This window comes from Sphingomonas sp. SphC10, assembly GCF_057004845.1.
Window position 1 is genome coordinate 647,080 of record NZ_CM168044.1, and the last position, 12,322, is coordinate 659,401.

Genomic DNA, 12,322 nt, shown 5'->3' on the forward strand with positions numbered 1-12,322 from the left:
GGACGGAGGGGAAGGATCGCCGTCACCGCCAGCTGAAGGACCTCGCGTTCGAACGAGATGTGGACGGGGGGAGCGGCTTCAGACATCGGCGATGCCCAATCTCTCGGCGATGGGCTGCGGCAGGCCGGCGAGGCCTTCGGCCCGGAGGAGTGCGACGAAGTGTTCCTCGGCCAGCAGCTTCGACATGGCGCCGACGATGAAGGTCAGGCGGTCCTGGGTCAGCTGCGCCTTCTTCACGATCAGGCGCTGTCGATCGACCTCCTTCTGGTACGCACGGACGAGTGAGGAGGCGGTCGGTCTCTGGGTGCGCTTGCCACCCTGCCGAATGGACTTGATGCCCTTGCCCATCAGGTTGCGTTCCTCGACGATTCGGCGGATCGCGACCATCTGGTCTCCGGGCAGCGAGCCTGCCTCGTACGCCTCCAGCAGCGCCTGCTGAACGGATCCGTCGTTCGCCCGGGCGATCTCGGCTGCGATCGTATGCGGGATGACGCCACGTTCCATGGCGTTGAGCAGGCGTTCCTCCCCCCTCTCCAAGAGCAGGTTGATCGAGTATACGTACTCCTCGCTCATCCCCACCTTCTCGGCGATCTGCCCGTTGGAGTAGCCTCGTTGCCGAAGCGCTCCCACTTCGCGGACGAGTTCCAAGGGGGACAGGTTCCGCCTCGCCATGTTCTCGACGAGGCTCATCACGTAGCATTCCTCCCGCGTCGCCTCGATGATCATCGCCGGGATGTGCGTCTGGCCGAGCTTCGTGAAGGCCTCCATCCGCCCTTGTCCGCAGACCAGTTCGTAGCCCGGCCCGTTCGGGGTCCTCCGGATCGTGATGGGCCGCTTCAGGCCCACGACCCGGATGCTGTCCACGAGTTCGTCGAAGATGCGCCGGTTGCGAGACCGAGGATTGAGCACATCGATCGACGCGATCTCGATCATGGCGATCTCGGCATCACGGCCATCGGGTGGGCCGATGGCGGTCATAGCGCATGCGCCAGTTCATGGCGTCGGAGCAGATGGTACAGCGGTGCCAGATCGTCGGTCCGGTAGGCGTCGAGGTCGAACGCGTTGTCCTCCGCCATACCCACGGGCTTCGTACCTCCGAATTCCAACCAGGGTAGGAGATAATAGTCGCGCACCGTGTGGTCATCGGGAACCAGTCTGACGACGATCGTCAGGTCGGGGCGCAGCCCGGTATCCAGGCGTACCCGCCATCGCAGCGAACCGCTCTCCGTCGTTCGGCAGCGGGCGATCACCAATGCGATCGTGACCGCGTGATTGACGATCAGCAGGTCGGTGGTCTCATCGATCACGACATGCCCGCCGACGGCCTCGATGGCAGCGATTGTCTCCGAGACGACGATCGGATGCATGAGGCGCAGCTGGCGATTCGTCTCGACGTAGCGGTAGTCGCGGTCCGGCAGATAGCCGATGAGCCGGTAGGCACGCAGCAGGCTGCCGAACCGCTGCCGGTATGCGGCGGAGGACGGCATGTCGTCGACCTCGTCGATGATCAGCCCTGACAGCGCACCCCGGGCACCGAGCAGATCCGTCAGCATTGAGAGCAGATCCTCGTCGCTGTACCTGCGCGAACATTCGGCCAGAATGGTCTGGGCTGCGTGGAAGATGCCCGCATCGACGATGGCCTCGAAGGCGCCGTCGCTGCGTACCCACATGTCCGGCGCGTTCACCACGCGCTTCTTTTTCAGCTTGAAGGAGACGCGGTTGTAGACGTTGTTGCCGATGTACTTCTCGTTCGCGAGTATCTGGCGGATGGTCGCGCGGCTCCATGGCCGACCAAGGTCGGTCACGCTCCCCTCGGCGTTCAGCAGCGTCGCGATCTCCCGTTCGGATCGACGATCCAGCACGAACAGGCGGTAGATGCGTCGCACGGTCTCGATCTCGGCATCGGGCCCGGGAACGAGGATCACGCGATCGGTCTGCAGGCTCTTGTGCTCGCCTCGCGCCAGAGCGGCCTTCGGGGCCCCTGCGTCGTCGACGAGGAAGCGACGGAGCCCGTAGCCGGCAGGACCGCCTTGTCGATAGCCGAGGGTGATCAGCCGGCATTGCCCTGCGAAGACCTTGCTCGACAGTTCGCGGCTGTACTCACCCGCCATGACGCGCTTGATGCTCTTCATGACGCTCGAGGGCAGGCTGCCGTCGTTGTCGAACTGCTCGGCACAATAGTGGACCGCTATGCCCCTGTTGCGACAAATGAACTCGTAGTAGGCGCTTTCGTCGGCATCCTGGAAGCGGCCCCACCTGCTGATGTCGTAGACCAGAACGGCTTCGTAGTCAGCGGTGCCCGCCTGTACGTCCGCGATCAGGGCTCGCAACGAATCGCGCCCGGCTATGCTGAGACCGCTGCGTCCTTCATCGGCATATGTACGGACGATCTCGAAGTTCCGGCGCGCCGCGTAGGCGGCGATCGCCTCCGACTGGTTCTCCGTCGAATAGCGCTGATGATCGGTCGACATTCTCACATACTGAGCGGCGCGGATCGGCGTGGCCGGTTTTACTTCCATCTGCACCGTCATCCTCAGTGAAGATCGCCGACGTTTCATGATGATCGTCCAGCGTAGGCCTTCAGTACTGCGAGGAGGATGGAATGTCGCTTACGCACGATGACCGAAAAGTTCGCGTCGGAGATGGAAACGCTTTTCCGCTCGATCCCGGAGCGGATGTCGACGCCACCTTCGCCATGGTCGTGGCGGACGCGCTGAGGCGGGATTTCGGCAATTCGCCCGCCCACGCCAAGCACATCGCCAGACTTACGGGAACGAACCTGCGCACGGTCCAGAACTGGCTCCAGGCGAAGAACGGACCGAGCGGCGCCGGTCTGGTGATCCTCATGCGCCATTCCGACGAGGTGATGGACGCGGTACTCGATCTGGCGAACCGTGACGCTCTGCGGCGGGCATCGGCGGCCGGGCATTCGCTGAGGACGCTGCGGCTGGCGATAGAGGCCGTGCTTCCGCACCTTCCCAAGGACTGAGAACCATCCGCCCGCCTTCGGCGCGAGGGGTGGCACGCATGTCGCCCAAGGGTGGCGTATATGTCACCCTTAACAGAACAGAGTCATCGGATCGGGTTAGGTCGAATCCGCGTCCCATGGCCGTGCCGCTATCGGACAGACGTGCGCCGGGGTCATCATCGTGAACATGTACCTGATCGGATCCGTTGGGAGGGACCGGACGGGAGTTCGTCCCGTCGGGACCCTGTTCTACGATCGATGACCCTGCGATTAGCAGGTGATTCATTCAAGGGCGCGCCGTCGCGGTCATGCATCGACCACGGGAAAAGGAAGGTGCCACGAATCCGCGAGGCTACCCGTTTCGCGGATTGATCCTGCTAACACCTTCTGCGTATTACAGGTCCGTTCGCCAGCAGGCGGACCGAGGCGTGAGAACCTCGCAGATAGTAGCCGTATGCCCGGCCCGAATTCCATTCGGCCGGGGAGCGGGCGTGTATGTCCAGGGCGTCTTCGGAGGCCTAAAGACGCTCGCGCCTGTTCTATCTGCAGGTTCTCAATCCCCGGCTTTCGGGCCGGCACCGCCTCGTTTTCACATGGGGCGGTGCCGCCGGCTGGGATCAGCCTGCCGGCACCGACGCGAACGGGGGTTCGAGCGTGGGTGCATATCACGATTGCCGCAACAGGCGGCTCGCCATCAGGAACTCGACGGCGGTGGCTGGAGCGATGATGCTCGGCGCCTGTGGCGGCGGGGGCGGCGTCAACTCCTCCGGAACGACGCCGGTCGTCACCCCGACGTCCAGTCCGACGCCTGCGCCGACCCCGGCTCCTACTCCTACTCCTACTCCTACTCCCGCCCCTACGCCTGCGCCGACAGCCGAGGATGCGAAGAGCGCGGCTGCCATCGGCATGAAGGCCGACTATGCCTACGCGCGGGGCATCACGGGCAAGGGCGTGACGATCGCGATCGTCGACACCGGCATCGATCGTGATGGCCCGGAGTTCGCGGGCCGCATCTCGGCCGACAGTACCTCCTTCGACCAGAAGATCGCCCGTTGCGCGACCTGCCCGGGCGAGACGATCCGGTTCGAGCTCGACGACAGGGACGGCCACGGCAGCAAGACCGCCGCGGTCGCAGCAGGCGCTCGCGATGGCAACGGCATGCACGGCGTGGCCTATGACGCCACCATCCTGGCGCTGAAGATCAGCGGTCCGAACCTGGAGGGCATCGCCGCGGGTTCGACTGGTCCGATACCCGAATCGGATACCCCGAACGTCGCCCTGATCGCTCCGGCGATCAGGTATGCGGTCGACAAGGGCGCCTTCGTGATCTCCATGAGCATCAACGGCTCGGGTGGCGGCGAGCAGATGGCCGCTGATCTGAAATCGGCGATGGATCTGGTACGCGGCGGCAACCGGCTGTTCGTCGAATCGGTGACGAACAACGTCGGCGAGGACAGCTTCTCGGGCAAGGTCGCGGAGAACCTCGTCGGCAAGGACCTGTCGAAAAAGGACTGGTTCCTGTTCGGCATCCGCGTCGATGCGAACCTGCAGCCGCCCAGCGGCAACGGCACGCCCGGCGCCCTGGCAGACCGCACCCTGTCGGTCGTCGCGAGCAACGTCGCCACCGTGGACCAGAACGGCCAGCAGGTCGTCGTGACCGGCAACAGCTTCGCGGCACCGGGGATCGCGGGTGCCGCGGCCTTGCTGAAGCAGTATTGGCCGCAGCTCGGCGGCAAGGAGATCAGCCGCATCATGCTCGACACCGCGACCGATCTCGGCGCGCCCGGGGTCGATCAGGTCTACGGCGTCGGACTGCTGAACGTCGAGAAGGCGATGCAGGCGCAGGCCCCGGCGTCGTCGTTCGTCGCGGCACGGACGGTTCTGGCGCGTTATTCGTCGCTGGTCGTGTCCGCGCCGTTCGGCGGTGCGGCGGGCGCGACCAATCTCGGCTCGCGCACGTCGACGATGACCGTTTTCGACCGCTATGGCCGCGACTATCTCATGACGGCGGCCAGCGGCATCCGTGCACGGTCCTCCGGTCTGCTCGCGGGAGGGCTCGCCGCGTCCGCATCTCCCTATCCCCTTCGGTGCTCGTCGTGGTCGGACGCGAGACTGGGCATCGCATCGACGACGACAGGACCCTGGCAGGCCGCTGCGTCCAGCCGACCGGCGATGGTGACCTTCTCGCCGGCTGCAGGTCAGACGGTCACGCTGGGCGCGAACGTCGCCGTGGGCCCGGGCGGTGGTTCGCCTCTTGCCGGTTCGTATCTGCGCGGCGCGATCGGGCAGCCGATCGGCATGTCCTCCGAATGGTCCATCGGCGGCTGGTCGGCGTCGTTCGTATCGGGTTCCTCCATCGCCGCGACGCCCTTGTCGTTCCGGCGCGGGGCGCGGAGCCGCGAGTCCGGCCTGCGCACCGTCGCGGTCTCCGCCCCGTTCGGTGTCAGCCTTGAGGTATCGGAACTCATCGAACGGGGTCAGGTGCTGGGGTTGCGGGACGATGCGAGGGCCGGTGCGGCCGGTGCCCGAACCGTGCTGGCGACGACGACGCTGCGCCGGAGCGTCGCCGGCGTGCAGCTATCCGGTCGCGCCACCGTCGGCAGCAGCAGCGCCGCCGACGCGGTCGCAGGCGTCCGTTTCGATGGTCGCATCGTCAGCACCGCCTTCGCGGTCGAGGGAGCGCGTCCGCTGTTCGGCGGGTTGGCGACGCTCGGCCTGTCGTCGCCGCTGCGCGTCGAGCGGGCGCGGGCGTCGCTGGTGGTGCCGGTGGCCTATGACCTGATGTCGGGTGCACTCGGCGAAGAGCGCCGGACCTTCGACCTGTCGCCGACGGCGCGGGAGCTCGACCTCGAGCTCGGCTGGTCCACCGCGTTGGCACCGTCCTCAACGCTGCGGCTCGGCGTCGCCCGTGCCTTCGATGCCGGCCATGTCCGCGGCGCGTCCGATGTCGCCGCCTTCTTCAACCTCGTTGTCCGCTGAACCGCAAGGAACACCCATGCCCAAATCCACGTCCGTGTCCGCCGCTGTCCTGCTTTTCGCCGCCGTGGGCAGCTTGAACGGGTGCGGCCAATCCAAGGCCCCGAGCAAGGAGGCGTTCGCCACTGTGCTCGAACCCGTCGTCCGTGACGTCTTCTGCCATCCCATCGATGTGATGCGGTATGAGGTAGAGGGCGAGCCTGGCGGATCGGGGTTCCCGATCGTCACCTCGCCGAAGCCGCCGATGGCAGGACCAGGCTCCGACGGGAAGGCGGTCGCGATGCTGGACGGTCTCGCCGGTGTCGGGCTCGTCACGCGCATGACGTTCGAGAAGCCCGCACGGTGGAGCGGTTCGGACAACGCCTTCGTGCGCCAGCCGCTGATCTCCTACGCACCGAAGCCAAAGGGCGCGCCCTATCTGCATACGGTCGAGCGCAAGGCGACGAACGCCATGGTTGCCGTACCGTCGTTCTGCATGGCCAAGGGCGAGGTGGTCGATGTGGTGCGCTGGAGCGAGCCAACCGACTTTGCTGGTCATCAGGTAAGCCAAGTCACCTACACCTATCGTGGTGTCGATCCGATCCCGGTCATGCCGCCGGCGGATCAGGCGCGCATCGCCGAGCCGAAAGAGGCGACGATGCCGTTCGAATTGCAGAGCGACGGCTGGCAACCAGCGCCACGCTGACGATCAACGTGACCGTCACCATCCCATCCATTTCGACCGACACCATGACCCCGACGCCGAGCGCCGGGCCGCGAAGGGACACTACCATGAAAATGACCAGGGCCACCGGCATCGGCGCCGTGATGGCGCTGTCGCTCGCCACCGCTCCCGCCATGGCGCAGAAGGCGCGATTGACCGCACAACCCGCGTCTTCCACGGCCAAACCGTTGGCGATGGACGTCGCTGGCGTCCGCCTCGGCATGCCGTTGGCCGCGGTGCAGGCGGTGTTGGCCGGGACCTACCGGTGCTCGACATACCAGGTGGCCTCGTTCCGACATCTCGTCGAGCGGGAGGTCCGCAAGCGCAAAAGCATCCCCGACGGCTTTGGCCCTGATGGCACGGCCGTCGGTGACCTGACCTGCCAAGGTCCTGCAGGTGAACATCTCCGCCTGTTCATGGCGCAGACGCCGGCGGGAGAGATCGTCGACCGGATCGACCTGACGGTATCGACCAGCCGCGTCGATCTCACCACGTTGGTCGGCCAAGTCGAGGACAAGTACGGGCGGCCGACTGAGGGCATGCCGGCGAACGGATCGTGGTGCACGGGCCGATGCGGCGGCGATCTGACCATGGAGCCCGATCCACGCATCACCGTCAGGTCCGACGCCTGGTCCCTCAAGATATTCGGCACCCGTGGGCGGAACGCGCGCCTCGCCGATGAGGCGGCGGTTAAGGCGGCAGCCGCGCGCGAAGCGCCGACTGCGGCGCGCGGTGCTTTTTGAGGTCGGGCATGAACACGGCCATGGTGTCGCTCCTCGCGCCTGTCGCCTCGTTGTCGCTGGTGGTCACTTCGCCGACAATGGCGGCCACGCCAGCGGGCGTAGTACGGAACGACGTCCATGCGGCTGCGCCAGTATTGCCGTTGCAGCCGCTCTCAATGGCGATGGTCATGAAGGCCGGCGCAGCGGGGAGCGGCTGCTCGTGGTCGCTGGCGAAGGACCGACGCATGCGCTTCGCCGCTGCCGACGATCGTGCAGTCATCCGTCTCGCCGACGATATCGTGCGACTTCGCCCTGCGGCCGGCGCTGGCGACCTGTTCCCGTTTACCTATGATCGCTGGACGGGTGACGGCGTCACGCTGACGGTGAAGCCCGTCGGCCCATCGACATGGAAGGGAACCGAGGTGAACGAGGGAGCGGCCTACATCGATGTCCACATCGGTGGCCATCGATGGGCCGCGCGGGGACGCCTGAACTGCGGTTCCTGATTGAGAAGATAAATGCGCGATCCCGTCAGGAAACGATGATCGATGGAAACCGATCAGCGCTTCGTTAACGGTCGATGATCATAGTTTCAGGCTGCACCAGGAGAAGCGACCATGATGGAATTCACCGACGCGGAACGGGAGGAATGGTTCGCGATGCGGCGCGAAGGCATTGCCATCGATGACGTTGGCGACGACGCGACTGATGCGACCTGCAGCCACTGCGGAAACCTGTTCGCCGCGCAGACCGGCATGGTGACCGACGATTTCGCACTGTGCGCAGCTTGCGACGGAGACTGAGGAGAGCGTCCGGCCGACCGTTCAGACGACTTCGCTCCACAGATCCCCAAGATCGATCTGCGATGACGCGGGGCGATCCCAATCTGGCCGGCCCGACACCTTGCGGTAGGCTCTGAGCATCAGCGGCGAGGCTTCCGGATGATCGGTGGCATGGACCATGTGGTACATGGTCCGCCCCCCCCGTGCGGCGTCGTGTATCGCAAACGGATAGGCCCATCGATAGCCGAGCTCGTCTCGGAAGCGGGCGGCTAGAAGATTCGCACGCTCCACGCCGTTCATACCGCGTAGGTCACGCCAATCCGAACGCCCCCACCAGCGTTCCGCCTGCTCCAGAGCCGCTGGTTTGCGGATGGCGGCGATGGACCGGTCGATCCAGCCGGTAGCGAAGAAGTAGAACATCTCAATCTTGGTGGTGGTCTTGTGCGCCGCGATGCGCTGCACGGTCGACCATTCGCACTCGAAGGTGCGCTGATCCAGCAGCGCGAAAGTCGCCGTCTTCTCGGTTATGGTTCCGCTGGCAAGGATCGCCTCGATCGATGCGTTGAAGTCGCCGGGCATGACGCGGATGCGCCGGTTCTTGCCCTCGTGCTCGGTCTTGATCGCCTCCAGCAGCGCGATACCCTCAGGATCGATGTCGCACAGCCAGAAGTCCCGGACCCACTGCGGCTCGTTTTCCAGCACCAGTTTCGCTGAGCACTTGGCCGAGTGGTTGCGGCGTTGGGGGGCGGCGAAGCCGTCGATGTAGGTGCCGTGCTTCGTCACGAAGGTGAAGAGCTTGATGTACGCCTGGATCAGCTTCGCCTTGTTCTCCGTCCACAGAGGGCAGTGCAGCCCCTTGCGGTTGTTGATCCGGGCAGGATCGACCACCGGCATCTCGGACGAGACGAACGGGAGAAGCGGATGGTCTGTCAGATCGTCCTCGCTATCGGCAGACCGTCCCAGACCGACCCGTTCAGCATCCGTCCGGCGACCTTCTTGCCCACTCGCAGCATGGTGGTGCCGTCATCCGCCTGCTCGGCTCGAGCCTTGGCGAGATTGATGCCCTGTCCCGGCGCCCAATCGCCCCACTGCTTGAAGTGGAAGGCCACGTCCGCGGCCATGCATTGGTTCAGGAGAGCGGTGAACCATGAAGGGCTCGACGGACGGGCATGCGGTCCGGATTCGCCGCCGGTGATGACCCAGTCGAGCGATGCGGCCCACGGCCCAAGATCGAGCGGACCGAGCAGGGGCTCGGCGGATATGAAGCGCACGGCGGCGGGCAGCTCAGCGAGCAGCGGCAGCCGCTCGTCGGCCCGACGCTGATCCTCCACGGTCGTCCCCATCCAGACGTTGGAAGGCCATGCCTCGGTCCATGGGCAAAGACGCCCGACATGCTCGATCCGCTTGGTCAGTAGCAGCCAGTCCAGCCATGGAGTGGCATCGATGAGTGTCCACAGCCTCTCTCGCCATGCGTCGAGATCGCGACGATCCTCGAAGACGTCGGCCATAGAAGCGCAGAAGACCCGAGCGCGTCGTCCCTCCGCCTCTGCCGTCGCGTTCCAGCGTAGGGGTTCGGCCCAATGCTTGTCGCCGAAGAAGCGTCGTTCCGACCCGACGCCCCATACTTTGCTGCCGACCCGCTTGGCCCATGACTCCGCATAGCAGTGCTTGCAGGCCGGCGAGACCTTCACACACCCCCACCAGGGATTGAAGGTGTGGTTCGTCCATTCAATGCGTGAATTCTTCGCCAAGGCACACTCCTTACGTCAGTCTAGCAGCCCGAAGTGGAAGATTCCAGCCGTTCTCATTACGTTCTGAGCGGCGGGGGAAATGGCCTCACGGGAGAGACGCCATGGGTTCGGAATCCTACAGGTCGGAACTCGTCCGCCTGCAGAAGGAGGAGGCGGGCTTCCGGAAGGAACTTGCGCGTCATGAGGGCGATGCCGCCAAGGCGCGCGCCGCCGCGAACGCCAAGCGGAAGGCGGCGGCAGGAAGCCGGTCGACCTCGACGATATCGACGAATATCCGCGCCGCCGAAGCGGAGGACAAAAAGGCGGTCGAAGCGGTGAAGAAGAGCGCAGCGGTTCAGGACAGGCTGGCCACGAACGCAAGCCGGCAGCGGGATAAGCAGCGCTCCTTGGACAACGCCTTGAAGTCGGAACAGTCGTCGAAGGACCGCGCCGACAGTGCTCGGCATCAGAAGGAGAAGGATCATGCACGGGAAATCTCCCGACTGTCCGCGACGACTGTCCATCACGTCTACGTCAAACCACCGAAACCCGAGAAGCTGCGCGTCCTCTATCTGACCGCCAGCCCGGCTGCGGAGGGGGAAGCCTCCCTCCGCGTCGACTTGGAGGTCAACAACGTACTGCGTGCGGTTCGCGCATCCAAGTACCGGGATCTGATCGACATACAGCATCGACCGGCAGCAGCACCGCAGGATCTCATAGACGGCATCAACGACCTGCGTCCGCACGTCATCCACTTTTCTGGTCATGCCGGTGCCCCGGGACTGCTCTTCGACAAGGCGGACGTCGTGGATCCCGGCGAGCAGACCGTGGGCTACAGGCATCTCGCTCGGCTGCTTCGAGCCACCGACCAACCGCCGACGTGCGTCGTTCTGAATGCCTGCGATACGGCGGATGGAGCTTTGGAGCTGCTGGAGGCGGTGCCGGTGGTCGTTGCCATGAACGCACCGGTCGGAGATGCAAGCGCGGTCGTCTTCGCGACCAGGTTCTACGCTGCGGTGGGCAGCGCGCAGCCGATAGGCAGAGCCGTGGAACAGGCGGTCGTGGCGACCGAGATCGCGCTATCCACCGACATGGACCTAGTCACGCTGTGCGCCAGTCCGGAAGTCGACCCATCCGTCCTGAAGTTGATCGAACCAGCGGGCTAAGTCTTGCGGCTGTTGGCGAACAGCTGTGACACCGGTTCTGGGAATACCTCTGCGAGTCCGGAGGAATCGGGTCCGGATATGGTCATGGAAGCCGAACGTCGATCAGCTGGTTGCCAGCTATCCGCTTCGACAAGGCGAACTGCTGACAAGCGATCCCTCCGGATTGGATGTTGTTTGCTACTTTCCTTTTATCTGCAACCGGATAGGTTGGGCGGCAACGATGATGGGGGGAATGGTTGCGGCTTGAGGAAGTGTTGCCGAACCTGAAGAGTGGTGGACTTTCCACGACGGGCTTTCTGTTCGGTGCCGGAACGTCGGTGGAAGCAGGCTATCCGATGATGGGAGGACTGACCCGCGACGTCGTGGCCGGGCTGCAGACCGCTGAGCGCGAAGCTCTCGACGAAGTTTTAACCTCGAATCATCTCGTGTACGATCCTGTCAGAGGCGAGCCGAACGTCGAAGTGATCGCCGACCATGTGATCTCGCACGCGATCGCGGCACAACAGTCCCGTTTCCACCAACTCGAGGTCAGGCTCCGTGAGTTGGTCACCCAGGTGATCCTGGACGTGCCGCCACCGACCCTGGATGTACATGTTGGCTTTCTGGAAGCTCTCAGCCGCCGCGCATTCGGGCAGCCTGCCTGTGTGCACGTCTTCACGACCAACTACGATCTCCTGTTCGAGATGGCCGGTGCCGAGGCCGGAGTGGTGATCGAAACGGGGTTCATTGGTTCGGTCGAGCGCTTCTTCGATCCCCAGCGCTTCGCCTTCTCCTGCGGCCGGCGGGGAAAGGCCAGTTTCGCCGAACATCCCGCCCTGACGGTACGCCTCATCAAGCTGCACGGATCTGTATCCTGGGTCGGGCGAGGCGGGCGGTTCTTCGAGCGGCATCCAGCCGCGATTGGTGCCACGGATCGCCGGGTCATGATCCTGCCGCGGCGGCGGAAGGTGATGGATACGCTGCACGCGCCGCACGATGCCCTCTTCACGGCCGCGCGGAACGCCCTTGGGACGGATTGCAGGTATCTGGTGAGTTGCGGGTTCAGTTTCGGCGACGACCACATCAACAGCAACCTGCTCGTACCAGCGGTGGGAAGCGGCAGGATGCGCCTGTTCGCATTCTGCGATCGGGAAACCGAAGGAATGGCCGATCTCAAATCCGCCGGCGCATTCAGCGCCGGCTTCGACACCTCTGGGATCGCGAACGGCGTTCCGCACGATCGGGGCACCGATATCTGGAAGTTTAGCCGTTTCGCGGCGATGTTCAAATAGGGGG

13 protein-coding genes are annotated in these 12,322 nt (G+C 64.7%); 8 read left to right on the plus strand and 5 right to left on the minus strand.

The features are described 5' to 3' along the window. Window positions 1–78: 78 nt before the first annotated feature. A complete protein-coding gene (locus ACWKSV_RS02975) occupies window positions 79–978 on the minus strand; it encodes a plasmid partitioning protein RepB C-terminal domain-containing protein (protein WP_076715827.1) in 900 nt (299 codons plus the stop codon). Then, a complete protein-coding gene (locus ACWKSV_RS02980; protein WP_237243320.1) occupies window positions 975–2,531 on the minus strand; it encodes a recombinase family protein in 1,557 nt (518 codons plus the stop codon). The genes ACWKSV_RS02975 and ACWKSV_RS02980 overlap by 4 nt, the downstream gene beginning before the upstream one ends. Window positions 2,532–2,602: 71 nt before the next feature. On the opposite strand from ACWKSV_RS02980, the gene ACWKSV_RS02985 reads away from it, so the two are divergent. Beyond that, window positions 2,603–2,989 carry a hypothetical protein gene (locus tag ACWKSV_RS02985; RefSeq protein WP_076715828.1) on the plus strand — a complete coding sequence of 129 codons (387 nt, stop codon included), beginning with the start codon at window positions 2,603–2,605 and terminating at the stop codon, window positions 2,987–2,989. Between the two features lie 644 nt (window positions 2,990–3,633). Here the strand turns inward: ACWKSV_RS02985 and ACWKSV_RS02990 are convergent. Continuing rightward, window positions 3,634–3,870 (minus strand): hypothetical protein, encoded by a 237-nt coding sequence (locus ACWKSV_RS02990; protein ID WP_083706755.1) that lies wholly within the window; start codon window positions 3,868–3,870, stop codon window positions 3,634–3,636. A gap of 4 nt (window positions 3,871–3,874) precedes the next feature. Here ACWKSV_RS02990 and ACWKSV_RS02995 point away from each other — a divergent pair, with 4 nt between their 5' ends. The 5 genes from ACWKSV_RS02995 (at window position 3,875) to ACWKSV_RS03015 (ending at window position 8,172) form a co-directional block, all read left to right on the plus strand. Continuing rightward, complete coding sequence (locus tag ACWKSV_RS02995) at window positions 3,875–5,947, plus strand: S8 family serine peptidase (RefSeq protein ID WP_076715832.1); 2,073 nt, start codon at window positions 3,875–3,877, stop codon at window positions 5,945–5,947. Between the two features lie 16 nt (window positions 5,948–5,963). Then, a complete protein-coding gene (locus tag ACWKSV_RS03000; RefSeq protein WP_266050386.1) occupies window positions 5,964–6,629 on the plus strand; it encodes a hypothetical protein in 666 nt (221 codons plus the stop codon). 86 nt (window positions 6,630–6,715) lie between these two features. Then, window positions 6,716–7,390 carry a hypothetical protein gene (locus ACWKSV_RS03005; protein WP_076718086.1) on the plus strand — a complete coding sequence of 225 codons (675 nt, stop codon included), beginning with the start codon at window positions 6,716–6,718 and terminating at the stop codon, window positions 7,388–7,390. Window positions 7,391–7,398: 8 nt separating this feature from the next. After that, complete coding sequence (locus ACWKSV_RS03010) at window positions 7,399–7,875, plus strand: hypothetical protein (RefSeq protein WP_076715835.1); 477 nt, start codon at window positions 7,399–7,401, stop codon at window positions 7,873–7,875. Window positions 7,876–7,986: 111 nt separating this feature from the next. Further along, window positions 7,987–8,172, plus strand: coding sequence for a hypothetical protein (locus ACWKSV_RS03015; protein WP_076715836.1), 186 nt, complete (start codon window positions 7,987–7,989; stop codon window positions 8,170–8,172). Between the two features lie 21 nt (window positions 8,173–8,193). Here ACWKSV_RS03015 and tcmP read toward each other — a convergent pair whose 3' ends face one another. After that, window positions 8,194–9,045, minus strand: coding sequence for a three-Cys-motif partner protein TcmP (gene tcmP / locus ACWKSV_RS03020; RefSeq protein WP_191864665.1), 852 nt, complete (start codon window positions 9,043–9,045; stop codon window positions 8,194–8,196). A 35-nt stretch (window positions 9,046–9,080) separates the two neighbouring features. Further along, window positions 9,081–9,902 carry a DUF5131 family protein gene (locus ACWKSV_RS03025; RefSeq protein WP_076715840.1) on the minus strand — a complete coding sequence of 274 codons (822 nt, stop codon included), beginning with the start codon at window positions 9,900–9,902 and terminating at the stop codon, window positions 9,081–9,083. A gap of 101 nt (window positions 9,903–10,003) precedes the next feature. On the opposite strand from ACWKSV_RS03025, the gene ACWKSV_RS03030 reads away from it, so the two are divergent. Next, window positions 10,004–11,047 (plus strand): CHAT domain-containing protein, encoded by a 1,044-nt coding sequence (locus ACWKSV_RS03030; RefSeq protein WP_076715841.1) that lies wholly within the window; start codon window positions 10,004–10,006, stop codon window positions 11,045–11,047. 236 nt (window positions 11,048–11,283) lie between these two features. Further along, window positions 11,284–12,318, plus strand: coding sequence for an SIR2 family protein (locus tag ACWKSV_RS03035; protein WP_172839650.1), 1,035 nt, complete (start codon window positions 11,284–11,286; stop codon window positions 12,316–12,318). Window positions 12,319–12,322: the final 4 nt, after the last annotated feature.